The sequence below is a fragment of the Ruegeria arenilitoris genome (assembly GCF_013030265.1).
In the GTDB taxonomy this organism is placed as follows: domain Bacteria; phylum Pseudomonadota; class Alphaproteobacteria; order Rhodobacterales; family Rhodobacteraceae; genus Ruegeria; species Ruegeria arenilitoris_E.
On record NZ_WPZQ01000012.1, the window covers coordinates 146615 to 169934 of the forward strand.

22 protein-coding genes are annotated in these 23320 nt (G+C 57.2%); 14 read left to right on the top strand and 8 right to left on the bottom strand.

All coding sequences use genetic code 11. The annotated features are described in order from the left end of the window. The first annotated feature begins 1 nt into the window (after position 1). From purH to GOX61_RS19590, 5 genes are all read left to right on the top strand, one after another. Positions 2 to 1591, top strand: a complete 1590-nt coding sequence (gene purH / locus GOX61_RS19570) for a bifunctional phosphoribosylaminoimidazolecarboxamide formyltransferase/IMP cyclohydrolase (RefSeq protein ID WP_170336461.1) — start codon at positions 2 to 4, stop codon at positions 1589 to 1591. Continuing rightward, the gene (gene lspA / locus GOX61_RS19575; RefSeq protein ID WP_170336462.1) at positions 1591 to 2067 is read left to right on the top strand and encodes a signal peptidase II; all 477 of its coding nucleotides are present in this window, start codon (positions 1591 to 1593) and stop codon (positions 2065 to 2067) included. The genes purH and lspA overlap by 1 nt, the downstream gene beginning before the upstream one ends. 50 nt (positions 2068 to 2117) lie before the next feature. Further along, on the top strand, positions 2118 to 2633 hold the full coding sequence (locus GOX61_RS19580) for a DUF3035 domain-containing protein (protein WP_155146312.1): 516 nt from the start codon (positions 2118 to 2120) through the stop codon (positions 2631 to 2633). Positions 2634 to 2713: 80 nt separating this feature from the next. After that, the gene (locus GOX61_RS19585; RefSeq protein WP_170336463.1) at positions 2714 to 4054 is read left to right on the top strand and encodes a M16 family metallopeptidase; all 1341 of its coding nucleotides are present in this window, start codon (positions 2714 to 2716) and stop codon (positions 4052 to 4054) included. Beyond that, positions 4051 to 5361, top strand: a complete 1311-nt coding sequence (locus tag GOX61_RS19590) for a M16 family metallopeptidase (RefSeq protein WP_170336466.1) — start codon at positions 4051 to 4053, stop codon at positions 5359 to 5361. Before GOX61_RS19585 ends, GOX61_RS19590 begins: the two co-directional genes overlap by 4 nt. A 21-nt stretch (positions 5362 to 5382) precedes the next feature. Here GOX61_RS19590 and GOX61_RS19595 read toward each other — a convergent pair whose 3' ends face one another. Genes GOX61_RS19595 through deoC form a run of 4 tightly spaced genes read right to left on the bottom strand, consistent with a single transcriptional unit; the run spans position 5383 to position 9916 of the window. Further along, positions 5383 to 6192, bottom strand: coding sequence for an SDR family oxidoreductase (locus tag GOX61_RS19595; protein ID WP_170336468.1), 810 nt, complete (start codon positions 6190 to 6192; stop codon positions 5383 to 5385). A gap of 24 nt (positions 6193 to 6216) precedes the next feature. Then, positions 6217 to 8550, bottom strand: coding sequence for an aldehyde dehydrogenase family protein (locus GOX61_RS19600; RefSeq protein WP_170336469.1), 2334 nt, complete (start codon positions 8548 to 8550; stop codon positions 6217 to 6219). A gap of 1 nt (position 8551) precedes the next feature. Beyond that, complete coding sequence (locus GOX61_RS19605; RefSeq protein ID WP_170336471.1) at positions 8552 to 8908, bottom strand: hypothetical protein; 357 nt, start codon at positions 8906 to 8908, stop codon at positions 8552 to 8554. A gap of 9 nt (positions 8909 to 8917) precedes the next feature. Then, entirely contained in the window at positions 8918 to 9916 is a 999-nt protein-coding gene (gene deoC / locus GOX61_RS19610; RefSeq protein ID WP_170336473.1) for a deoxyribose-phosphate aldolase, read from the bottom strand. 200 nt (positions 9917 to 10116) lie between these two features. On the opposite strand from deoC, the gene GOX61_RS19615 reads away from it, so the two are divergent. The 6 genes from GOX61_RS19615 (at position 10117) to GOX61_RS19640 (ending at position 17455) form a co-directional block, all read left to right on the top strand. Further along, positions 10117 to 11070 carry a metal ABC transporter solute-binding protein, Zn/Mn family gene (locus GOX61_RS19615; protein WP_170336506.1) on the top strand — a complete coding sequence of 318 codons (954 nt, stop codon included), beginning with the start codon at positions 10117 to 10119 and terminating at the stop codon, positions 11068 to 11070. 4 nt (positions 11071 to 11074) lie between these two features. Beyond that, positions 11075 to 11878, top strand: a complete 804-nt coding sequence (locus GOX61_RS19620) for a metal ABC transporter ATP-binding protein (RefSeq protein WP_170336474.1) — start codon at positions 11075 to 11077, stop codon at positions 11876 to 11878. A gap of 3 nt (positions 11879 to 11881) precedes the next feature. Further along, the gene (locus GOX61_RS19625) at positions 11882 to 13087 is read left to right on the top strand and encodes a metal ABC transporter permease (protein WP_170336476.1); all 1206 of its coding nucleotides are present in this window, start codon (positions 11882 to 11884) and stop codon (positions 13085 to 13087) included. After that, a complete protein-coding gene (locus GOX61_RS19630; protein WP_155146295.1) occupies positions 13084 to 14013 on the top strand; it encodes a metal ABC transporter permease in 930 nt (309 codons plus the stop codon). The genes GOX61_RS19625 and GOX61_RS19630 overlap by 4 nt, the downstream gene beginning before the upstream one ends. A 280-nt stretch (positions 14014 to 14293) precedes the next feature. Beyond that, positions 14294 to 16159 carry a DNA mismatch repair endonuclease MutL gene (mutL, locus tag GOX61_RS19635; protein ID WP_170336478.1) on the top strand — a complete coding sequence of 622 codons (1866 nt, stop codon included), beginning with the start codon at positions 14294 to 14296 and terminating at the stop codon, positions 16157 to 16159. A 57-nt stretch (positions 16160 to 16216) separates the two neighbouring features. Next, complete coding sequence (locus GOX61_RS19640; RefSeq protein ID WP_170336479.1) at positions 16217 to 17455, top strand: DNA recombination protein RmuC; 1239 nt, start codon at positions 16217 to 16219, stop codon at positions 17453 to 17455. Positions 17456 to 17475: 20 nt separating this feature from the next. Here the strand turns inward: GOX61_RS19640 and GOX61_RS19645 are convergent, their stop codons facing one another. The 4 genes from GOX61_RS19645 to GOX61_RS19660 all read right to left on the bottom strand — a co-directional run bounded on the left by GOX61_RS19645 (position 17476) and on the right by GOX61_RS19660 (position 20559). Continuing rightward, positions 17476 to 18243: an isocitrate lyase/PEP mutase family protein gene (locus tag GOX61_RS19645; RefSeq protein WP_170336481.1), complete on the bottom strand. Its 768-nt coding sequence runs from the start codon at positions 18241 to 18243 to the stop codon at positions 17476 to 17478. After that, on the bottom strand, positions 18240 to 19310 hold the full coding sequence (locus tag GOX61_RS19650; RefSeq protein WP_170336483.1) for a bifunctional transcriptional activator/DNA repair enzyme AdaA: 1071 nt from the start codon (positions 19308 to 19310) through the stop codon (positions 18240 to 18242). Before GOX61_RS19650 ends, GOX61_RS19645 begins: the two co-directional genes overlap by 4 nt. Before the next feature lie 72 nt (positions 19311 to 19382). After that, positions 19383 to 20033 (bottom strand): ChrR family anti-sigma-E factor, encoded by a 651-nt coding sequence (locus GOX61_RS19655; RefSeq protein WP_170336485.1) that lies wholly within the window; start codon positions 20031 to 20033, stop codon positions 19383 to 19385. A 10-nt stretch (positions 20034 to 20043) separates the two neighbouring features. Continuing rightward, positions 20044 to 20559 (bottom strand): sigma-70 family RNA polymerase sigma factor, encoded by a 516-nt coding sequence (locus GOX61_RS19660; RefSeq protein ID WP_437436578.1) that lies wholly within the window; start codon positions 20557 to 20559, stop codon positions 20044 to 20046. Between the two features lie 330 nt (positions 20560 to 20889). Between GOX61_RS19660 and GOX61_RS19665 the strand changes: the two genes are divergently transcribed. The 3 genes from GOX61_RS19665 to GOX61_RS19675 all read left to right on the top strand — a co-directional run bounded on the left by GOX61_RS19665 (position 20890) and on the right by GOX61_RS19675 (position 23255). After that, positions 20890 to 21660: a DUF1365 domain-containing protein gene (locus tag GOX61_RS19665; protein ID WP_254436929.1), complete on the top strand. Its 771-nt coding sequence runs from the start codon at positions 20890 to 20892 to the stop codon at positions 21658 to 21660. 100 nt (positions 21661 to 21760) lie between these two features. Next, positions 21761 to 22078, top strand: coding sequence for a DUF3775 domain-containing protein (locus GOX61_RS19670; protein WP_155146279.1), 318 nt, complete (start codon positions 21761 to 21763; stop codon positions 22076 to 22078). A gap of 103 nt (positions 22079 to 22181) precedes the next feature. Continuing rightward, positions 22182 to 23255, top strand: coding sequence for a hypothetical protein (locus tag GOX61_RS19675; protein ID WP_217353935.1), 1074 nt, complete (start codon positions 22182 to 22184; stop codon positions 23253 to 23255). Positions 23256 to 23320: the final 65 nt, after the last annotated feature.

Below are 23320 nucleotides of genomic sequence, written 5' to 3' on the forward strand. Positions count from 1 at the left end.
CATGACCGATCTTCACCCCGTGCGCCGCGCGTTGCTTTCCGTTTCCGACAAGACCGGGCTGATCGAGCTGGGAAAGGCGCTGGCCGAGCGCGGGGTCGAGCTGCTGTCGACCGGCGGCACCGCCAAGGCGCTGCGTGATGCGGGGCTTGAGGTGAAGGATGTCAGTGAGATTACTGGCTTCCCCGAGATGATGGACGGCCGTGTGAAAACCCTGCACCCGATGGTGCATGGCGGTCTGCTGGCACTACGCGACAACGACACCCATGTCGCTGCGATGAATGAACATGGCATCGGCGCAATCGACCTGCTGGTCGTGAATCTCTATCCGTTCGAGGCGACCGTGGCCAAAGGCGCGGGCTACGACGAATGCATCGAGAACATCGATATCGGCGGACCCGCAATGATCCGTGCGGCCTCGAAGAACCATGCCTTTGTGAACGTGGTTGTGGATGTCGAAGATTACTCTTCGCTTCTGGATCAGTTGGAAGAGAATTACGGCAAAACCTCTTATGGTTTCCGCCAGTGGCTGGCGCAAAAGGCGTACGCCCGAACCGCAGCGTACGACACTGCAGTTTCGAATTGGATGGCCGACGCACTGCAGCTTGAGGCTCCAAAGCGACGCTCTTTTGCTGGTGAGCTGAAACAGACCCTGCGCTATGGTGAGAACAGTCATCAACAAGCGGCTTTCTACACTGATGGAACCAACCGTCCGGGTGTGGCGACCGCCATTCAGCACCAGGGCAAGGAGCTGAGCTATAACAACATCAACGACACAGACGCAGCGTTTGAACTGGTGGCCGAGTTCGATCCTGCAAAAGGTGCGGCCTGTGCCATCATCAAGCATGCCAACCCTTGCGGCGTTGCCACAGGCGCGACCTTGCTGGAAGCGTATAAGTCAGCCTTCGACTGCGACCGGACTTCGGCCTTTGGTGGGATCGTGGCACTGAACCAACCGCTTGACGCCGAAACTGCACAGGAAATCACCGGGATTTTCACCGAAGTCGTGATCGCTCCGGGTGCATCGGATGAAGCAAAGGCGATCTTCGCGGCCAAGAAGAACCTGCGCCTGCTGACCACTGAAGCTCTGCCGGACGTGACCGCAGGCGGTAAGACCGTTCGTCAGGTAGCGGGTGGTCTGCTTGTGCAGGACAAGGATAATGGTTTTGTCGGCATGGACGATCTGAAGGTCGTCACTAAGAAGGCACCGACCGAAGAGCAGATGCGCGACCTGCTGTTTGCCTGGAAAGTGGCGAAACACGTTAAATCCAACGCAATCGTTTACGTGAAGGATGGTGCGACCGTTGGCGTCGGCGCGGGTCAGATGAGCCGCTTGGACTCTGCCATGATTGCCGCCAAGAAGGCCGAACGCATGGCCGACGCGCTCGGCTTGCCGCAACCGCTCACCATCGGCTCGGCCGTTGCGTCTGATGCCTTCTTCCCCTTCCCTGACGGGCTGATGGAAGCCGCCGAGGCTGGTGCGACCTGTGTTATCCAGCCGGGTGGGTCGATGCGTGATGACGAGGTGATCGCGGCCGCGGATGAGGCCGGATTGGCCATGGTCTTCACCGGCATGCGGCACTTCCGTCACTGATGCGGTATCGGTTTCTGTTCTGGGCCGGGTTGGCCGCGTTTCTGATCGACCAGATCAGCAAGTATCTGGTCGTTCACGTGATGCGCGTTGCTGAACAACCCGGTGGTATCGACGTTCTGCCACCGCTGGTCGTTTTCAAATACGGAGAGAATCGCGGTATCAATTTCGGCTTATTCCAGGGCAATAGCGAAGCCGCGCGTTGGGTATTGATCGGTATCTCGATAGCCATCAGCCTGGCAGTATTGATCTGGCTCCGCCGTGTAGCGGCGTCCAAGTTTATGCTGATCTGTGGCGGATTGTTGATCGGTGGCGCATTGGGCAACGTGGTGGACCGCCTGTTATATGGATATGTTCTGGATTTCCTGAACATGTCCTGCTGCGGGATCAACAACCCGTTTGTGTTCAATCTGGCGGATGTCTTCATATTTGCAGGCGCTCTCGGTCTGGTGTTATTTGACAGCAAAAAGGCCTCGTGACGCGCCCGATGATATGCGATAAAAGCGCCTGAAACAGGCTGGAGACGATAATGCGGATGCCGCGTGCCCTATTTGCTCTGACACTCGCTGCTTTGGTTGCGGGATGTTCTGATATCGGCTTGCGCAATCTGGAACCGCCTGGCGCGGGACCGGATGAATTCTCGGTTCTGCCAGTCAAACCGCTGACAGAGCCCAAAGATTATCAGTTTTTGCCGGCTCCGACGCCAGGCGGCGCTAACCTGACGGATCCTAATCCGAAAGCAGACGCTGTGGTGGCCCTGGGTGGAAACGCTGCAGCTCTGAATCCAAACACCTCTGTCCCATCCTCGGATGCGGCGCTGGTTACAGCATCCAGCAGATATGGCGTTCCGGCAAATACCCGTCAGACCGTCAATCAGGAAGATGCTGATTTCCGCGACCGTCAGAGCCGTTGGACACGCCTGCGTTTGTTCAAGATCGACCGTTACGCAGAAGTCTACAAACGTGACGCGATCGACCCCTATCAACAGACCGAAGCGTTCCGTCGCCGCGGGTATGAAACACCGTCCTCCCCGCCGGATGAATAATATTTAACTTTCCGTCATCTCTCTTGAACCCGGCGGGCGCCACCGTAGTTTGAACACTGTAACGAAACGGAGGATGCCCTATGGTTCGGGCTCTGGCCTTGTCGGCCGCCTTATTTTCTGCGACCCCGCTTTTGGCTGAAGACGGGCACGAAGCAGTCACTACATTTACTTTGGATAACGGCATGGATATTGTCGTGGTCGAAGACCATCGCGCACCGGTTGTCCAGCACATGGTCTGGTATCGCGCCGGATCAGCCGATGAACCTGTTGGATCGTCAGGTGTCGCCCATTTTCTGGAACATTTGCTGTTCAAGGGCACTGATACCATGGCGCCAGGTGAACTATCGGCAACTGTTGCTGCGAACGGAGGCAATGATAACGCCTTCACCTCGTATGACTACACCGCCTATTTCCAGAGGGTCGCCGCAGACCGCCTCGAGCTGATGATGCGGATGGAAGCGGACCGGATGCGCAACATCCGTCTGACTGAAAATGATATCGCCACAGAGCGTGATGTGATTCTCGAAGAACGCAATCAGCGCACTGAAAACAATCCGCGATCCTTGTTCGGGGAACAAATGAGCGCGGCCCAGTACCTCAATCACCGTTACGGTGTGCCGATCATTGGCTGGAGGCACGAGATGGAAACGCTGGACATGGAAGACGCGCTGTCCTTCTACCAGACCCATTATGCCCCCAATAACGCCATTCTGGTCGTTACCGGTGATGTGGAGCCGGATGAAGTCAAAGCGCTGGCTGAAGAGTATTATGGTGTGATCCCCGCCAACCCGGACCTGCCAGAACGTGTGCGTTCGCAAGAGCCGCCGCAAACGGCAGAACGTCGCCTGACCTTTAAAGATCCGCGTGTCGCACAGCCATATGTTCAGCGCAGTTATCTGGCCCCGGAACGGGACGCCGGTGCACAGGAGAAAGCCGCCGCCCTCTATCTGCTGGCGGAACTGCTGGGTGGCAGCACGACCTCATACCTGAATGAGAAGCTGCAGTTCGAACAGCAGAAGGTCGTCTATACCGGAGCGTTCTACCGGGGTGTGTCCCTAGATGACACCACCTTTGACCTGATCGTTGTTCCGGCCGAAGGCGTATCTCTGCAGGAAGCTGAGGATGCAATGGATCAGGCAGTCGCGGATTTCATCGCCGAAGGCGTGAATCAGGAAGATCTGGACCGGATCAAGATGCAGTTGCGTGCGGCCCAGACCTATGCGCGCGACAATGTGGATGGGATCGGAAACCGTTATGGGCGGGCTCTGACCAGTGGCCTGACAGTCGAGGATGTGCAGGCCTGGCCTGATATCCTTCAGGCTGTGACGGCGGATGAGATCATCGCCGCCGCGCGTGAGGTGATACAACCCGAAACGTCGGTGACCGGATGGCTGATGCGCGACGATGAGGTGACGCAATGAAACGGATTTTTGCGACGCTGATTGCGTTTGTCATCGCACTGCCTGCTTGGGCCGAGATCGAGATTGAAGAGGTCACCTCTCCAAGCGGCATCAAGGCCTGGCTGGTCGAAGACCACTCGATCCCCTTTACCGCGCTGGAGTTGCGTTTTCGCGGAGGCACCTCACTGGATGATCCTGACAAACGCGGAGCAGTCTACCTTATGAGCGGCCTGATCGAGGAAGGTGCGGGTGATATGGATGCCCGCACCTATGCCCGTGAACTGGAAGAACTGGCCGCCTCGTTCAGGTATAATGCTACTGATGATACAGTTTCGATTTCCGCTCAGTTCCTGACAGAAAACAGGGATGAGGTTATCGATCTTTTGCGTACCACAATTCACGAACCCCGGTTCGATCAGGATGCGGTAGATCGAGTACGCGCTCAGGTACTGTCTGGTCTGAAATCTGACCAGACCGACCCGAATGATATTGCAGGCCGAAATTTTGCCGAAATGGCATTTGGTGATCACCCATACGGGTCAGAAGGCAAGGGTACAATCGAAAGCGTGTCGGCTTTGACCCGCGATGACGTGATCGCGGCCTATGACGGCGTGTTTGCCAAAGATCGCCTTTATGTTGGTGCGGTCGGGGATATCACTGCAGAAGAACTGGGTGTTCTGCTGGATGAACTGCTTGCAGAGCTGCCGGAAACCGGCAAGCCGATACCTGATCGGGCCGATGTGACGATCTCTGGTGGCGTTAATGTTGTGGAGTTTGACACGCCTCAATCCGTTGCATTGTTTGGGCAGAAAGGCATCGATCGTGACGATCCGGATTTCTTCGCTGCATACATCCTGAACCACATTCTCGGCGGTGGTGGTTTTGAAAGCCGTCTGATGCACGAAGTCCGGGAAAAGCGTGGCCTGACCTATGGTGTGGGAACTTACCTTGTGCCCAAGGATCTCGCTTCGGTTTATCTGGGGTCGGTTTCGTCAGCCAACGACCGTATCGCCCAAGCGGTTGAAGTGATCCGCGATGAATGGACCCGCGCCGCGACCGAAGGCGTGACCCAGAAAGAGCTGGACGATGCCAAGACCTACCTGACCGGTGCCTATCCGTTGCGATTTGATGGAAACGGGCAGATTGCGGGAATTATGGTCGGGATGCAGATGGAAGACCTGCCCATCGACTACATCGCCACCCGTAATGACAAGGTGAACGCGATAACGCTGGAAGAGGTCAACCGGGTCGCTGCAGAATTGCTCGACCCGGAGGGGCTGCACTTTACCGTGGTCGGCAAACCTGTGGGTCTGGACACCACGAACTAAGAAATTGGGGCTGAGCGCTGCTCAGCCCTTTTTCATGCTGCGCAGCATTTGCCCCATCATCTGGCCGAACTTGCCCGACCCGCGCTGATAAAGCGCGCCATCAACGGCCAGAACAGTGCCGCTGATGTAACTGGCCAGATCGGAGCTGAGAAACAGGCAGGCGTTCGCCACGTCCTGCGGCTGACCCCAGCGGCCTAACGGAACATCCTTGCGCAAGGCTTCTCCGGCATCCGGAGTTGGCGCCAGACGTTTGGCGCCCTCAGTGCCCTCGATAAAGCCCGGCACCACGGAGTTCACTCGGATACCCTCGACGCCCCATTCCATCGACAATGTGCGGGTGATCTGATCGACGCCTGCCTTGGCGGCGCAGACATGAGCCTGACCTTCGTAAGGCAGATAGGACTGTGGGGCCGAGATGTTGATGATGCTGGCGCCGGGGCGCTTCAGATAGGGATACGCCCCCTTCATCACGTGGATGGTGCCCATCAGGTCGATATCGATCACGGTCTTGAACGCATTGACCGACATTTCCGCCGCCAATGCCGGGAAATTGCCTGCCGCGCCAGACACCAGAACGTCGAAGTCACCGAATGCGTCGTGGAATTGCTTAAGGCCCTCGGCTACCGCCTCAGGGTCACGCACGTCAAACGCCGCACCGATTGCATCCTGTGCGCCCGCAGCTTTCAGTGCGGCAACGGTGTCATCGACCTTTTCCTGTGAACGGCTGGCGACGGCCAGTTTGGCACCCGAGGCCGCAAAGGCCTCGGCGATGCCGCGATTGATACCGCTAGTTCCGCCAATGACAATGACGGTCTTACCTGAAAAATCCATGTAGGCCTCCCTTGGAGGGGAGCCCTACTCGCCGTAGGGCACCCAGATGTTCTTGATCTCGGTCGAAGCCTGAAGGAACCGGCGGGAATGGTCCATGCCCCAATCGAATGCCGTCGCGTTATTCACCCAGGTCCGTTTCAGGTTCCCGGCCGAGACGACCTCGATCTCTTTTGACAGGTCGGTGGACGAGAAGGACCAGACCGCATCGACGTTCAGGTGCGAGGCCAGCGGTTTCGCCAATTCCGCATGGCTGCCGGTCAGGATGTTGACCACGCCAGCAGGCACGTCCGAGGTTTCAAGGATCTGGTAGAAGTCGGTCGCCGCCAGCGGATAGGGTTCGCTTGCGGTCAGCACCACCCGGTTGCCCATCGCAATCGCAGGCGCCATGGCCGAGACCAGACCCAGCAAAGGCGCCTCATCCGCACATAGCGCGCCGATCACGCCGACCGACTCTTTCATGGCGATCGCCACGCCGCGGATCGGAACACCATGTACCTGACCGTCATACTTGTCGGCCCATGCGGCGGCTGTGAACAGACGCTGTATCGAAGCCTCAACCTCCTTCGCGCCGTCCTTTTTGCCGGTCATCGCGTCGATGCGAGCGGCAAACTCGTCGGCGCGGGCCGAGAGGTTTTCGCCGATGTAATACAGGATTTGCGCCCTCAGGTGGCCGGTGGTATTGGACCATCCTTTGGCCCCCGCCGCAGCCTCAACCGCGTTGCGGACGTCCTTGCGATTGGCGAGGCCCACGTGGCCCAATAGCCCGGACTTGCCCCAAACGGGTTTCGAATAGCCGCTATCGGGCCGTGCCTGCTTGCCGCCGACAAACATCTTGGCGGTGCGGTCGATGAGATCGACTGGTGCACCTTCGCCCATGATGGCTTCGACCTTCGCCAGCGGCTTGGCCTTGCCCTTGGGCTTGGTATAGGCCGCAAGACCTTCCCAACCGCCTTCACGGCCAAAGCCGCTTTCGCGCACTCCGCCGAAACCAGCGGCGGCGTCGAACAGGTTGGTGGCATTCACCCAGACCACGCCAGCGACCAGCTTGGGGGCAATATCCAGCGCGAGGTTCACGTTTTCGGTCCACACCGTCGCGGCCAGCCCGTAACGGGTGTTGTTGGCCAGTTCGACCGCCTCTTCCGGTGTGCGGAAGGTAGAGGAAACGAGCACCGGGCCAAAGATCTCTTCCTGCATCAGCGGATCGGATGTCTCGAGGCCCGAGATCAGCGTCGGTGGGTAATAACAGCCGTTCGCAGGCAGATCGCAAGCCGCCTGATGAACATGCCCAACCGTGTTGCTTTCGACCATGCTCTTGATGGTCTGCAGTTGCACGGGGTCCACAACCGCACCGACGTCGATGCACTTGTCCAACGGATCGCCGATGCGCAGCTTGTCCATACGGGCACACAGCTTGTCATGGAAGCGGTCCGCGATGCCCTCTTGCACCAAGAGGCGCGAGCCCGCACAGCAGACCTGGCCCTGATTGAACCAGATCGCGTCGACCAAGCCTTCGATGGCTGAATCAATATCCGCGTCGTCAAAGACGATGTAGGCGGACTTGCCGCCCAACTCCAATGTCAGTTCCTTGCCGGAACCCGCGGTTGCTTCACGGATGCGGCGGCCCACAACGGTCGAGCCGGTAAAGGCGATCTTATCCACGTCCGAGTTCACGATCATCTCGCCCACTGCGCCGTCACCAGTGACGATGTTGACAACGCCTTTGGGCAGCCCGGCCTGTGTGCAAATGTCAGCAAACAGAAGTGCGGTCAGCGAAGTGTATTCGGCTGGTTTCAGAACCACGGTGTTGCCCATCGCAAGAGCCGGGGCAATTTTCCACGCCAGCATCAGCAACGGGAAGTTCCACGGGATGATCTGCCCGCAGACACCCAACGCCTCAGCATCGGGCAGTTCGCTGTCCATCAACTGCGCCATGCCCGCGTGATAGTAAAAATGCCGCTGCGCCAGCGGGATGTCGATATCACGTGACTCCCGGATCGGTTTGCCGTTGTCGAGGCTTTCCAGCACGGCAAACAGACGCGAGTGCTTCTGCAATAGGCGCGCGATGGCATAGAGGTACCGCGCACGACCTGCGCCGCCCAACTTCTCCCACTTCGGCTGCGCCTTGCGCGCGGCAGCGACTGCGGCGTCCACGTCGGCTTGTTTGGCTTGCGTTAGCTTAGCCAGAACCTCGCCGTTAGCCGGGTTACGGCTTTCGAACCCTTTGCCAGGTTTAGTGAAGGCACCGTCGATATAGTGACCGAACTTGTCGCCCTGATCGACCAACCAAGCAAGCGCTTCCGCGGCGCTTTCGGGGGCAGGGCCATAGTCCATGGTTTCAAAAATCTCTTTGACTGTCATTTTAGTTTTCCCCGCAGTTGAGGGTGAGGAATCGAACTGTGGCTTGATCTTGGGGAATGCGTACAACTTTAAGTGGTTTGGATTTCACGTTTTCTGTGGAGTTTGTACGATTCAAGTAAGCGAAGTAGACTTCGCCGTGTCCCGCAAAGATTTGACCAAGTGGCGTTTCATCGACCATTGGAGCTTTGAACTCGATGTGTCCGTCGGTCCAAGTGAGTTGTTGATCGGTTATGTCGATACTCACGGTGTTGCCGTTGCTTTTGCCATCAACGATCCACGGACTGCATTCCACTGCCTCAGAATAGACAGGGCCAAATTGCAATAGAAGCAACGAAGTGGTTGTGGCTAGTTTGAACATTGAAACTATTCAGCCCATGGAGTGACGGTAGCCAGCCGAGTAGGACCCGGTGACATAGTGTTCCAACTGCCGTTCGATATCGCCCAGCAACGACGACGCGCCAAAGCGGAACAGGTCCGGTTCCAACCAGCGATCGCCCAGTTCGTCCTTGATCAGCGACAGGTAGACAAGCGCATCTTTGGCCTTCGAGATACCGCCTGCGGGCTTGTAACCGACCCGATAGCCAGTGCGGTCATAGTAGTCGCGGATCGCGCGGATCATCACCAGCGATACGGGCAGGGTGGCGTTGACGCTTTCCTTACCGGTCGAAGTCTTGATGAAATCAGCGCCCGCCATCATGCAAACCAGTGAAGCACGCGCGACATTACGCAGGCTGCCCAGTTCTCCGGTGGCGAGGATGGCTTTGACATGGGCATCGCCGCAGGCGACGCGGAAGGCCTTCATTTCTTCATACAAAGCCTGCCAGTCGCCTGACAGGACGTGACGGCGCGATATGACGATGTCGATCTCTTCGGCCCCGGCCTTAACGCTTTCTTCGATCTCTGCCACGCGCAGGTGGAACGGAGACAGGCCTGCCGGAAAGCCCGTCGACACGGCCGCAACCGGAATGCCGGTGCCGTGCAAGGCGCCCACGGCGGTTTCGATCATGTCGTGATAGACGCAAACGGCCCCTGTGGTGATCGGCGGCATGTCCAGCGCCTGCAGAACCGAAAGCGCCACGGGTTGCCGGGCTTTGGCGCAAAGGCGGCGAACGCGGCCAACCGTGTCGTCACCTGACAGTGTGGTCAGGTCGATCATCGTGATCGCCTTCAGCAGCCACGCGGCCTGATACTCTTTCTTCACCGACCGACGGCCGGGCAAGGTCGCGGCGCGCCGTTCTATGGCCGAGGTATTGACCTGCACTGCGCGTACCCAGTCCAGATCGAGGTCCATGCCGGGGTTTCTGGGCTCGGTCACTTGCGGCAGATGCGCGGTGCGCACGGGGCTTTCTGAGCTCTGCGTTTCCATCTTCACATCCTTTGGGAGGTTTGCGCCAAAATCGCACGGGACGCGGCCAAATGGAAGATGTGTAACATTCTTCAGGTCACATTTTTTGACCATTTGGACAAATATAATAGGTTTTCTTGCGAATAATTCTCAATAGCGTTGACTTAGTTGCGAATGGTTCGCATATTCATTCTCAAGTGGATACCAAAATGGGGTCGGAAATGATTCGTCGCAGTTTTCTTGCAGTAATCGCGTTTGCCGCGGCTATGCCTTTGGCGGCGTGGGCTGAAGCACCTCTGAAGGTAGTTGCCACAACGGGTATGATCGCTGATGCCGCGCGTCAGGTGGGTGGTGATCAAGTTGAGGTCAAAGGCCTGATGGGGCCAGGTGTCGATCCGCACGCCTATCGTCAGACCCGCAGCGATATCGTGGCGATGACCCGCGCCGATCTGGTGCTGTGGCATGGTCTATATCTGGAAGCGCAGATGGAAGAGTTCTTTCATGATCTTGATCGCAAACGGAACGTGGTCGCCGTGGCAGACGGTGTCGATAAATCCAAGTTGCGTGCGCATGACGATTACGCAGACAAATACGATCCGCACCTGTGGATGAGCCCGGTTTTGTGGAAAGATGTGGTGGTTCAGGTACAGGAAGCACTAACCGAAGCCCGCCCCGAAGCAGCCGAAACCTTTGCCGCCAATACCGAGGCATTTCTCGCAGAAATCGATCAATTGGATGCCTACGGAAAACAAGTTCTGGCTGCGGTGCCGGAAAACAGCCGTGTACTGGTCACCGCGCACGATGCGTTTGGATATTTTGGCGAGGAATACGGTTATGAGGTTCTGGGTATTCAGGGTATTTCAACCCAGTCCGAGGCTGGCCTGAACCGGATCGGCGAGTTGGTCGATACGCTGGTGGACCAGCAACTGACAGCTGTGTTTGTCGAAAGCTCTGTCTCTGACCGCTCAATGCGCGCCCTGATCGAAGGGGCTGCGTCCAAAGGTCATGAGGTCGGCGTCGGTGGAGAGCTGTATTCAGATGCCATGGGCGAGCCGGGATCATACGAAGGCACTTACGTAGGCATGCTGGATCACAACATTACCGTGATTGCAGGTGCGCTGGGCGCAGATGTGCCAGAGCGCGGCATGAACGGCAAATTGTCGGCGGGGTTCTGAGACCATGTTGGAGCTTGCGGCTGATCAGGGTGTGTCGGTGGAAGAGCGGAGCGTGGAAAGCAGCCCGCTCGCCATTCGCGGCCTGACCGTTTCATATGGGCAAAAACCGGCGGTGTTCTCGGTTGATATGACTGTAGAGCCCGGTGCGATGACCGCAATCATCGGCCCGAATGGGGCGGGTAAGTCAACCATGCTCAAGGCAGCATTGGGAGTAGTCGCGCCGTTGTCCGGACAGGTGACAGTCTACGGAAAGCCGTTGAATGATCAGCGCGCCCGTATTGCCTATGTTCCACAACGCGCCAGTGTCGACTGGGATTTCCCAACCCGTGTTATTGACGTGGTGTTGATGGGATTGTCGCGAGAGTTGGGCTTGTTGGGCCGTATCCGCGCGCGCCACATGTCGCGGGCAATGGATTGCCTGAACCGGGTCGGAATGCGCGATTTTGCTGATCGTCAGATCGGCCAACTCTCAGGTGGTCAGCAGCAGCGTGTCTTTCTGGCGCGTGCATTGGCACAGGATGCGGACCTGTACCTGCTGGATGAACCGTTTGCCGGTGTTGATGCGGCAACCGAAAAAGCCATTATTGCTGTTCTGAAGTCGCTTAAAGAGGCGGGTAAAACCGTGGTCGTCGTACATCACGACCTGGCAACCGTTACCGACTATTTTGACCATGTATTCCTGATCAATACCCGTAAGGTAGCCGAAGGTCCGGTGGCCGAGGCCTTTACTGCCGAGACCCTGCAAGCTGCCTATGGTGGTCGTCTGGCTACGGCGCAGATCGATCAGATTTCACGCGCATTGGGGTAAATCATGCTTTGGGATGCTCTGACGCTGCAGCTTGGCTATAACGCCACGCTGGTGGCGGTTGGTGCCACGTTGCTTGGTATTTCTGCTGGCGTGACGGGTACATTTCTTTTCCTGCGCAAGCGGGCTCTGGTCAGCGATGCCATCAGCCACGCGACGTTGCCGGGTGTGTGTATCGCCTTCATGATCCTGGTCGCACTGGGGGGTGACGGGCGCAATCTGCTCGGGTTGCTGGCTGGCTCTGCAATCTCGGCCTGGATTGGTCTGGTTGCGATGAACTGGCTCACCCGCCATACGCGTTTGGCAGAAGATGCCGCGATAGGCGCGATCCTGTCGGTGTTCTTTGGTTTAGGTATCGTGCTTCTGACAGTGATCCAGACAATGGGCGTGGGCCGTCAGGCCGGCCTAGAAGGTTTCCTGTTGGGATCGACTGCGGGCATGCTTTGGGCTGATGCACTGATCATCGCATTTGGTGGCGCAGCTACGCTGGTTTTGGTGATGATCATCCGACGCCCCATGATGATGGTGGCCTTTGATCCAGAATATGCTGCCGCTCGCGGTTTGCCCGTGCATCGCATCGACCTTGCCATGATGGGGCTGGTCATGGCTGTGACGGTGGTTGGCCTGAAGATTGTAGGTCTGATCCTGATCGTGGCGCTTTTGATCATTCCACCCGTGACGGCACGCTTCTGGACCCAGCGCGCGGATCGCGTTGTGCTGCTTTCTGGTCTGGCTGGCGGCCTTGCTGGATATATTGGGGCGGCGTTGTCGGCTTCGGCACCGAATTTGCCGACCGGCCCGATCATCGTTCTGGTCAGTTTTGCCTTCTTTGCCCTGTCGCTGTTCTTTGCCCCCGTTCGTGGCGTATTGGCTGCGGTTCTGCGCCATTTGCGGTTTCAACGCCGGGTTCATATCCGGCAAGGGTTGTTGGCACTCGCACAAGGCCAGAAGATCTATGAGCCTTTGACCCTGCGCCTTTTGCGGCGTGAGGGGATGGTTCGCGCCGATGGTGTTGCGACCGATACCGGAAAAGCGCGCGCGGCCAAAGCGCTGCGCGACGAAAAACGCTGGGAGATCGTGCGCGCTGATCAGGCCCATGAAGCCACCGCTGCGCTCTATGACGGTCTACGCGATATCGAGACTGTTCTGACCCAAGACCAGATCACGGAAATCGACCGCCGCATTGGTGGCCCGCAGGAGGTTCGGCCATGAGCGGAGAAGAATTTGTCCCGCTGTCTCTCACGCCGATGCTGATCGGGACATTTGCGGCAATTGCCTGCGCTTTGCCCGGCAACTTTCTGGTGCTGCGCAAGCAGGCGCTGATCGGGGATGCGATCAGTCATGTGGTGCTACCTGGTATTGTCGTTGCGTTCCTGCTGACCGGCGCAATTTCAACCTGGCCCATGATGCTGGGCGCTGCAGGGGCCGCTGTGGTTGCCGTCGTTCTGATCGAAGCCATTCGAAGGCTGGGTCAGATCGAACCGGGGGCGGCGATGGGTGTTGTATTCACCACAATGTTTGCGGCAGGGGTCCTGCTGCTGGAGCAAACCGATACCTCGACCGTCCATCTGGACGTGGAACATGCGTTATACGGTAACCTCGAAAGCCTGATCTGGCTGGATGCAACGGGCTGGCCCTCTTTATGGGACCTAGAGGCGCTGGCGGGCCTTCCGCCAGAACTGCCCCGAATTGCGTTGACGCTTGCAGGGGTAATCCTATTCACTTGGCTGTTCTGGCGACCACTCAAGATATCAACCTTTGACGAGGGCTTTGCCCGCACCATCGGGATCCGGACGGGAGCGTTGGGCATGGCTTTGGTTATCGTCGCGGCCATTGCTGCAGTTGCCGCCTTTGATGCTGTGGGCTCGATCATCGTGATCGCCATGTTCATTTGTCCGCCTGCGGCTGCGCGCATGATGACCAACAGGCTTGAGGCGCAGATTGCGTGGAGCGTTGTGTTTGCCATTGTCTCGGCCGTGTCGGGTTATGTACTGGCGGGCTATGGACCCTTGTGGCTGGGCGGGGCCGATGCAGTGAGCGCTGCGGGAATGATCGCTACGATGTCCGGGCTTATTCTGGCAACAGCGGCGGTATTTGGTCCGTGTCGAACCCGCGCTGGCGCCCCATCCGGGGCTTGACGTGGCGCTTTCTTGCCACCCCGTCTCTGCGGAGATAGGCCGATAATTGCCAAGTTTGAACTGCGGTGAAAGCTTAACGAGATTTGTCGATCTGCTCGTGTTATAACTAGTTCAATTGTTAATGAACGACCACCACTCACTTCGGATCGTTCGGATGATTGCGGAACTGTGAGCCTACGATTTGTTAGCCTGCCGCAATCATCCGGACGCCCCCCTCCCGCTAAAATACAATCCTCAAACCGGTGGCAGAATCGCGTCGGGTCGTGCTAGGTCTAGCGGTATGGTGCAGGCGAACCCCAATATCAGCGAAAATCGACCGGTAATCCGGCAACTCGACGATGCGGCAATCAACCGTATCGCTGCCGGTGAAGTCGTGGAGCGCCCGGCATCCGCCGTCAAGGAACTGGTGGAAAATGCCATAGATGCCGGCGCGACCAGAATCGCCATCGATATCGCCGATGGCGGCAAAACCCTGATCCGCGTAACCGATGATGGATGTGGGATCTCAGCAGCAGATTTGCCGCTGGCCTTGTCGCGTCATGCAACCTCCAAGATCGATGGCTCGGACCTTCTGAACATTCACACTTTCGGATTTCGTGGTGAGGCCTTGCCATCGCTGGGTGCCGTCGGTCGACTAACGATCACAAGTCGCGCTGCTGGGGGCGAAGCCGCCTCAATCCGCGTGGCAGGTGGCAAGATGGAAGCGGTGAAACCAGCCGCCCTTCGCAGCGGAACGGTGGTTGAGCTGCGCGATCTGTTCTTTGCCACACCCGCCCGTTTGAAATTCATGCGTACGGATCGGGCCGAAGCGCAGGCGATTTCGGATACAGTCAAGCGTCTGGCCATGGCGGAACCCTCTGTCACCTTTACCCTGCGCGATGTCTCGGGCGGAGGAGAAGGGCGCGTCGTCTTTCGGGCCGATCGCGAGAATGGAGACCTGTTTGATGCGCTGCACGCCCGGCTAGCCCGTGTGCTGGGCCGCGAATTCGCCGAGAATGCCTTGCAGATCGACGCCACGCGCGAGGGCATTCGCCTCTATGGCTATGCTGCATTGCCAACCTATTCGCGTGGCGCGGCAGTGGCACAGTACCTGTTTGTGAACGGGCGGCCTGTCCGGGACAAAATGCTGACCGGAGCTTTGCGCGCGGCCTATTTCGATTTCCTCAGCCGGGACCGCCATCCGGCTGCCGCCTTGTTCATCGATTGTGATCCGACTCTGGTAGATGTGAATGTCCATCCTGCCAAATCCGAGGTCAGATTTCGCGATCCCGGGCTTGCGCGTGGATTGATCGTTTCAGCCCTGCGGCACGCATTGGCGGATGCGGGCCACCGCGCGTCTTCGACCGTCGCCAATGCAACGCTCGGGGCGATGCGGCCCGAACCAGCCTCCCCCGGTCCGGCGCGGGTGTATCAGATGGATCGCCCTTCGCCCGCAGCTCGACAGGTCGCGTTTCAGGCGCAGTCTCCGGGATTTGCCGAATTGTCGAATGACTACAGCGGCAGAGTGATCGAACCGGTTCCTGCCCCCGACCCGATCGCTGAGGTGCACGAACCTACGGCCAGCGATCTGCCGCTTGGTGCAGCACGTGGGCAGGTTCATGAAAACTATATCATTGCCCAGACCGCAGACGGCATGGTGATCGTTGATCAGCACGCAGCCCATGAACGGCTGGTCTATGAAAAGCTCAAAACTCAGATGGCTGAGAATGGAGTCGCAGCGCAGGCGTTGCTGATCCCAGAAATTGTCGAGCTGTCCGAAGGCGATTGCGCGCGGCTGATGGCAGTCACGGCTGACCTGACCCGCCTAGGATTGACCATCGAACCATTTGGAGGCGGCGCGGTGGCAGTGCGCGAAACTCCTGCCATCCTGGGCGAAGTTGATGCGCGCGCAATGGTTCTGGATATCCTCGATGAACTTGCCGATCAGGGTGAAAGCCAGACGGTGCAGGCCCGGATCGAGGCGATCCTCAGCCGGGTGGCTTGCCATGGCTCGGTACGTTCGGGTCGCCGGATGCGAGCCGAAGAAATGAACGCCCTGTTGCGCGAAATGGAGGCAACGCCCCATTCCGGTCAATGCAACCACGGACGACCTACATATGTGGAATTGAAACTGAGCGATATCGAACGGCTGTTCGGGCGTAGTTGATCCAATTTCCTTACCCGGGTATGAAGGGTAAAACAAAACAAGAACAAATGAGCTGACATGATCGAGATTGCAGGCAACCAGTATAGTTTGAATGACCCGGTGGTCATGGCGGTTCTGATCGGGGCCGGTGCGCTGCTGCTGATTCTGATGTTGTTGTTTCTATCCCTGCGCGCGGCCAACAGGTCTGCGCGAATGGCCGAGCCTCTGGCACGGCAGATGGCACATCTGGGACAGCACGTTCAGCAATTGGGTCAGGGACAAGATCAGTTGCGCGGTGGGTTGCAGCAGGTTTCAGATACACAAGCCAATGCACATGTGCAGGTGATCCAGACCGTCGAGTCGCGGCTGTCCTCGGTGCAGCAGCAGATGAATGATCGTTTGGCAGACAACGCGATGAAATCGGCGCGCGCGCTGGCCGAGATGCAGGAACGGATGAAGGAATCCCTGCATGGATCCTCGAAGCAGACCGCTACTTCTTTGACGCAGTTGCAGGAGCGACTGGCCGCCATCGACAAAGCGCAGGACAACATCACCAAGCTGTCAGGCGACGTGTTGTCCCTGCAGGATATCCTGTCCAACAAACAGACCCGTGGTGCGTTTGGCGAAATCCAGCTGAACGACATCGTGTCCAAGGCTTTGCCGACAGACAGTTTCTCGCTTCAGGCGACACTGTCAAATGGCCGTCGCGCCGACTGTCTGATCCATCTTCCAAACCCGCCCGGGCCTATCGTGATCGACAGTAAGTTCCCGCTTGAGGCGTATGAAGCACTGATCGGGTCCACAAATGACATGGAGCTGAAAGCAGCGGTTCAGATGTTTCGCAGCACCGTTCGCAAGCACATCACCGATATCTCGGAGAAATATATCCTTGATGGGGAAACAGCCGATGGTGCGTTGATGTTTTTGCCATCCGAGGCGGTCTATGCCGAGCTGCATGCCAAGTTTCCGGAACTGGTTCAGGAGAGCTTTGCCAAACGCGTCTGGATCGTTTCACCCACCACTTGCATGGCAACCCTGAATACGATGCGCGCGATCCTCAAGGATGCAAGAATGCGGGAGCAGGCGGGTGCAATCCGCAAGGAGTTGGGGATGTTGCACAAGGATGTTGACCGTCTCGGTGATCGTGTCAGCAATCTTGATCGGCACTTTGGACAGGCGGCCAAGGATATTTCAGAGATCAAGATCAGCGCGGAAAAAGCTGGCCGCCGCGCTCAGCGTCTGGACAATTTCGATTTCGAAGAGCTTGCCCCGGATGAACACCCGAACGTGGTTCCGCTGGGTAAAACCGAGGGCTGATTTCGAACTAAATGCCCGGATTAGACCTTTAGTGCAGCGGTCGCCGCATTGGTGACATTTGCCATGGCTGCCAGATAAGGCGCAGGTCCATGGCTGATCCGCGCGACGCCGAGATCAGCAAGAGTGGCGTGATCCGGAGCCTGCCCGATCTGCATGATATTGACCGGCAATGGGGCTTCTGCACAGAAATTGCCGATCAGTTCGGGTGTGATCAGTCCGGGGACGAATATCCCGTTTGCTCCTGCATCCGCATAGGACTGGGCGCGGGTCTGTGCCTCCTTCATTAGATCAGCATGCTCTTCGGGTTTGCTGCCCTGGAAGAAAACATCGGTTCGGGCATTGATGAATAGTGGGATGCCCTTAGCGTCGGCCACACGACGCAAGGTTGCAATGCGATCGGCCTGATCTGATGCAGAGCGCAATCCGACTTCACCAATCAAACGGTCCTCGAAATTGACCCCAATCGCGCCCGCGGAAATGACCTGTTCAATATTGTTAGCCAGCGTGTCGAGGTCCTCTGCAAAACCAGCCTCAAAGTCAAAGCTGACGGGCAGATCTACCGAACCAACCATGCGTTCGAGGATTTGCGTGGCAAAAGAAAGCGGCATGTCCTGGCCATCCTTGTAACCCTGTGCCGCTGCCAGTGACCAACTGCCCGTTGCAATAGCCAAAGCGCCGGCTTTGCTGATGGCTTGCGCACTGCCTGCATCCCAAGCGTTGTAAAGGATCAGCGGTTTTCCAGGCTGATGCAGCGCTGCGAAATTGCGCGCCTTGTCGGATTGAGTCATGCAGGATGCCTTTCTTTCGGGGCGTAGTGCCGTTCCAGTTCGATGAGTTTTTGTTTGCGCCAAAGGCCGCCGCCATACCCGGTCAGCGTACCGTCAGCCCCCAGAACACGGTGACAGGGGATAATGATCGCAATCTGATTTGCCCCGTTTGCGCGCGCGACAGCCCGAACCGCATCAGGTCGTCCAAGGCGGCGCGCGATATCCGAATAAGACTGCGTGGTCCCAGCAGGCAGTGTTTGCAGAATGCGCCATACCGCTTTGGTGAATTCAGTGCCGTGCAGTGCAAGTGGTAGATCGAACTGGGCTGAGCGGCCCTGAAAAAACGCCTCTAGCTGCGCTTCGGCCTGGTCGGTTGGTGCGAAACGGCCAAAACCCAGTGACCCTTTGCAGGCCTCGTGGATCCGTTTCAGCTCGGAAGGCAGCGCTTTGCGATCGGCAAATTCAAGCAGGTGAAGGTGACCCGGATCGCTGATCGCAATCATCGCACCCAAAGGCGTGTCGAACCAATCAGCCCGCAGCATCGCATTGGCTTTGAAAGCACCGGGCGGCAAACCCAGCAGCTTTGCGAAAGCCACGCGAAAGGCTGCCGGAGAGTCAAATCCCGCCTCAAGCTGCGCATCGATGACTTTTCCACCCTGTGCCAGAGTGGTCAAACCTGCCTGCAACCGAGCTTGTCGTGCCATGTCCAGGAAGGTGGTGCCGAAATGGCGTTTAAAGGCACGGCGGATGGTAGAAGGGTCATGACCCATTGCAACGATGTCAGCTTCGCGCCAGCGACGGGTAGGATCGGACTCGAGTTTCGCCAGAAGCGATGAAATGGCCGGGTCAGACTGAGCGGCAGGTGCCATCGGGCAGCAGCGTTTGCAGGCTCTAAACCCCGCATTCAGGCAGTCTGCGATGTTCGCAAAGAACTGGCAGTTCTCACGTTTCGGTTTGCGGGCCGGACAGGTCAGTCGGCAAAACACACCGGTCGAGGTAACGCCCACGTAAGCGCGCCCATCCCACGAGGGATCGCGCGTCATCAGGGCAGAGTAAAGCGTATCGTCATCGGGCAGATCAAATCTCATGCCCGGAGGTTACCCGAATCCGACGCCATTGCGACGCCGGTTTTCGGGCGTTTATTCAAATTTCCGAGAAACTCAGATCCGAAGGAATGGCTGGAACAAACGCGGCATGAGTTTGGTGAACTTCAACGGCGCGTCAGTCACTGCCAGACAGATGCAGTCTTCTGAGATATCAGCGACGGGCATATGCTCCAGATCCTGATCCGCAATCTCGACATCACCTCGTGCGAAATGATCAACCTCATCCGAGAACGCGCCCTGCAGAACCATGGTCATCTCGATCCCGCGATGACTGTGATCCGGTACGGCTGCGCCCGCAGGTATGAACAGCAACCGGGCAGTTGCCTCATTGGTCGTTGGCAGGATCGCTTGTTTGACGCCCATACCAACCGGTCGCCACCGAATGTCGTTCACATCTCCGCCGACATAGTCCTGCAATGGAGCGGGCAGCACTGCACATTTCTTATGCGCAGGTTTGGGTGTTGGAGCACCTTGCGAGATCAAAGCCATCGTTGCCGCAAGCGCGTCCGATCCCATCTGCGCCGTCTGGGCCTGATCTTCCAGAACCTGTCCACCCACGGCCTCAAAGCTTTCAGCCCGTGCGCGGCAGTGGTCGCAGAGCGACAGATGCGTGGCAACCATCAGGTCAAACGCCTCGGGCAGATTGCCGGCAGCGTAGGCCATCAACAGGTCATCTGTGAGGTGATGTTTTATACTCTTGCTCATCGTCGTCATCTCAGTTCATCGCGTGGCGCAAGCGATCCAGCGCCAGCCTAATTCGTGATTTGATCGTTCCCAGCGGTAGCCCCGTCTGAGAGGCAATTTCCCGGTGACTCAGGTCTCCGAAATATGCCTTTTCGATCAGTTCTCTTTGCGCTTCGGGCAAAGCCAGAATGGCCGTTCGAAGCTGTGCAGTTTCCTGCTGCAATGCGATTACGTCATCCTGTTCCGGTTCCGCTTCCGGACCCCAGTCCAGTTCTTCCGGTTCCGGGCGTCTTTGTTTTCGGATCACGTCTATTCGTTTGTTCCGCGCAATCGTGAACACCCAGGTGGCGACCGTTGCACGGCTTGGGTCGAATAAGTGCGCCTTGTGCCACAGTGTGGCCATGACCTCTTGCGCACATTCCTCAGCCGTTGTCGCGTCAGATCCGGACCGGATCAGAAACGCCTTGACGCGTGGGGCGAAGTGCTGAAACAGCTCGGCAAAGGCCGCCTGATCCTGAGCGTCCCTTATGCGTTTGATGTGGTTCACCCACTCGGCTCTGGTGTCGCAACTCTTTTTTGTTCCGTTCACCGGTTTACCCTTGATGCGTTTATTTGTGCGCCAAGGTTGCGGAGGCACTGAATCCGCCGCAGGTTCATCCATGGTCGCGATGTCAATCTCGGTAAACATAACCGCATTACGGGGCCTTGCCCAAGCCGGATCACTTTGAATGCGAATTTTAATCCGGATTGCGATATTCTTCGTAGTGCACCGTAAGGTGTTGCGGAGAAAAGAATGCCATTTGAACAGTTTGAAAGCACACATGCAGAGGGTGCCGTCATCGGCAACCCCAAACGCTTTCATGACTATGGTTCGCGACTGGACCGCGTCCAGCATATCGCGGCGCATACCTACCATGGACGCAAAGGCAATATCGAAAACGCATTTCGCTATTCCATCGACTACATCCTGCTGGATCCGGAGGATCGACCTGCAACCCCGTCTCTGTTTTCACTGGATCGCGCAAACATCATGGGATGGCGGACCCGGGATCACGGAGGCGATCCAAAGCATGGGCGCGCTGCAAAATGGTTGCGTGAGTGTTTTGATGAACTCGCATTTCCCCAACCTGACCGTATCGAGTTGCTGACGCAGCCCCGTGTATTTGGATACGTTTTCAATCCGGTCAGTTTCTGGTTCTGCTTTGACAGTGATGATCAGCTTTACGCAGTGCTTGCTGAGGTCACCAACACCTACGGAACGCGACATAGCTATCTTTGCTGTAATCCCGACATGTCGCCCATTTTGCCAACAGACCGCATCATCGCCGATAAACTGATGCATGTATCCCCGTTTCAGAAGATCGAGGGCACATATACGTTCCGCTTTGACTATCGCTCCGACCGCATCGGTGTGTGGATCGACTACGGTCGTGCGCGGGGGGGGCTGATCGCAACCCTGACAGGATCGAGGTCCGAACTTTCAAACCGCACAATTCTCTGGTCGCTTATACGTCGTCCTTTTGGAGCCAGGCGCGCATTTGCTTTGATCTTGTGGCAGGGCCTGCGGCTTTGGATGAAAAAGGCGAAGTTTCGGCCTTTCAGGAAGGCCCCGGTTCCCAAACAGCCTGTTTCACGATCCCATCGTTAAGATGTATGCGATGCCCCGATTTGTTTGAGTGAGATCAAAGACGCGCATCTGCTTAGCTGTTTGTGATAAACTGAAATCGCGGACAGAGGAGTTTGAACGCATGTTGGAAATCTCGGCAAGAAAAGTTGCCCAGGTCGCCATGATGGGGCGCGAATTAAATCGGGCCGAAGGTGAACTTCGAGCCTTTGTCGACCGGATGAGCGAAGACGAACAGGCCGAACTGGTGGCGATCATGTGGATCGGCCGCGAGAGCTTTTTCGCCGAAGATTTGGCCGAGGCCATAGCAACGGCTAAATCCGAGGCTTCGACCCCTTGCGCCGATTACCTGATCGGAACACCGCACCTGTCGGATCATCTCGAAAACGGACTGGATGCGCTGGGCATTTCAGCCGAGGACGTCGAAAACGATCTGATGTAGCCAACCATCACGGTTTTGTTGCGAAGTTCCATAAAACGGACCTAAGCGCTTCTCGGATTCAAATTTGTCGCCGTAAACGCTTTGTCGCGCTATCCTTACGCTGATGCAAAGCGGTTTGAAGGCCATTTTTGTTGTAGCCATGTTGTTGGCGCGAATTCTGGATCCGCGCCCCGCTGATGCCTGTGTCGTTTGTATCTCGTTGCCTGAAGCATCGCTTGGGGATCGTCTGCTTTCAGCAGATGTAATTGTTCTGGCGCGCCCGTCGCCTGACAACGCATTCAGATACATACTTGCCGAGGTTCTCAAAGGGACGAAAGAGCAGGTAGAGAACTTGCCCGAGATCCCGTTTCTGGTCGATTCAACAACGCGAAAGATGTTTCTGTCAGATCCAGATCGGACAGTCTTGTTTGTCTACGGTGCTGAAAGTCAGGATCAGGCCGGGCGTAAACTGTCCAAAGGCTGGAGAAAGCTGTTCCTGATGTCGGCGGAACGGTCACAGTTCGTTGAAATCCTGCAAAGTCACGGTGTTCACTGGAAACCAGGCATAGGTGGAACGTCCGAACGTATACAATTCTTCGCCAACTATCTGTCCAGTGAAGATCGAGTTTTGCGGGATACTGCACTGGTAGAGGTCTACCGCGCTCCGTATGCGTTGGTCCGGCAGACGAATGTTTCAGCGCTCACAGATCAACTGTTCGATGATATCGGCAGCATTCAGAGGCTGAACTATGCTCCGGCCTCCATACGGCTTTTGGGTTTGCAGACCGACCCGGATGCGATTGAGGTCGTCCGGTCCCGCTATCTGGCAAGATTGAAGACAGCAGGGCCGAACCTGCATGAGTGGGCATTGGCCGGTATCGAGGTGGATGGCACTTTCGCAATTACCGCCATTGATGGGTGGGTGACGCAGGCTGATTGGCCAAGTGAAGACAAGCTGATCCTGATCCGAGCACTATCGGACGCCGGGTCAGCGATCCCTGAGTTTCGTCCGCAAATTGCTGAAGTCTATGAACGTGTACTAGGGGCCGATGTATCATTGGCTGGGCAGATCGCCTTTGCAATGCGCGACTGGAATGATGACAGGCTTGATCCGTTGTTTCGGGAATTGCTCGCGCGTGAAGAGACGGAACCTGCAACAAGATTTGTCCTTCAACTGGTGCTTGAGCCCGAGGACTAGGTATCGGTTTCAACTGTGACAGGCTTTTCGCATTATCTCCTGACGCAGCTGCGTATTCTAAACAT

What these genes read in the sequence shown, in the direction of transcription:
- GOX61_RS19620 (WP_170336474.1), top strand. Translation starts at nt 11,075, where the DNA reads ATGTTGGAGCTTGCGGCTGATCAGGGTGTGTCGGTGGAAGAGCGGAGC.
- GOX61_RS19675 (WP_217353935.1), top strand. Translation starts at nt 22,182, where the DNA reads ATGCAAAGCGGTTTGAAGGCCATTTTTGTTGTAGCCATGTTGTTGGCG.
- GOX61_RS19630 (WP_155146295.1), top strand. Translation starts at nt 13,084, where the DNA reads ATGAGCGGAGAAGAATTTGTCCCGCTGTCTCTCACGCCGATGCTGATC.
- GOX61_RS19625 (WP_170336476.1), top strand. Translation starts at nt 11,882, where the DNA reads ATGCTTTGGGATGCTCTGACGCTGCAGCTTGGCTATAACGCCACGCTG.
- deoC (WP_170336473.1), bottom strand. Translation starts at nt 9,916, where the DNA reads ATGGAAACGCAGAGCTCAGAAAGCCCCGTGCGCACCGCGCATCTGCCG.
- GOX61_RS19670 (WP_155146279.1), top strand. Translation starts at nt 21,761, where the DNA reads ATGTTGGAAATCTCGGCAAGAAAAGTTGCCCAGGTCGCCATGATGGGG.
- GOX61_RS19605 (WP_170336471.1), bottom strand. Translation starts at nt 8,908, where the DNA reads ATGTTCAAACTAGCCACAACCACTTCGTTGCTTCTATTGCAATTTGGC.
- GOX61_RS19600 (WP_170336469.1), bottom strand. Translation starts at nt 8,550, where the DNA reads ATGACAGTCAAAGAGATTTTTGAAACCATGGACTATGGCCCTGCCCCC.
- GOX61_RS19615 (WP_170336506.1), top strand. Translation starts at nt 10,117, where the DNA reads ATGATTCGTCGCAGTTTTCTTGCAGTAATCGCGTTTGCCGCGGCTATG.
- GOX61_RS19640 (WP_170336479.1), top strand. Translation starts at nt 16,217, where the DNA reads ATGATCGAGATTGCAGGCAACCAGTATAGTTTGAATGACCCGGTGGTC.
- GOX61_RS19650 (WP_170336483.1), bottom strand. Translation starts at nt 19,310, where the DNA reads ATGAGATTTGATCTGCCCGATGACGATACGCTTTACTCTGCCCTGATG.
- lspA (WP_170336462.1), top strand. Translation starts at nt 1,591, where the DNA reads ATGCGGTATCGGTTTCTGTTCTGGGCCGGGTTGGCCGCGTTTCTGATC.
- GOX61_RS19655 (WP_170336485.1), bottom strand. Translation starts at nt 20,033, where the DNA reads ATGAGCAAGAGTATAAAACATCACCTCACAGATGACCTGTTGATGGCC.
- GOX61_RS19595 (WP_170336468.1), bottom strand. Translation starts at nt 6,192, where the DNA reads ATGGATTTTTCAGGTAAGACCGTCATTGTCATTGGCGGAACTAGCGGT.
- GOX61_RS19590 (WP_170336466.1), top strand. Translation starts at nt 4,051, where the DNA reads ATGAAACGGATTTTTGCGACGCTGATTGCGTTTGTCATCGCACTGCCT.
- mutL (WP_170336478.1), top strand. Translation starts at nt 14,294, where the DNA reads ATGGTGCAGGCGAACCCCAATATCAGCGAAAATCGACCGGTAATCCGG.
- GOX61_RS19645 (WP_170336481.1), bottom strand. Translation starts at nt 18,243, where the DNA reads ATGACTCAATCCGACAAGGCGCGCAATTTCGCAGCGCTGCATCAGCCT.
- purH (WP_170336461.1), top strand. Translation starts at nt 2, where the DNA reads ATGACCGATCTTCACCCCGTGCGCCGCGCGTTGCTTTCCGTTTCCGAC.
- GOX61_RS19580 (WP_155146312.1), top strand. Translation starts at nt 2,118, where the DNA reads ATGCGGATGCCGCGTGCCCTATTTGCTCTGACACTCGCTGCTTTGGTT.
- GOX61_RS19585 (WP_170336463.1), top strand. Translation starts at nt 2,714, where the DNA reads ATGGTTCGGGCTCTGGCCTTGTCGGCCGCCTTATTTTCTGCGACCCCG.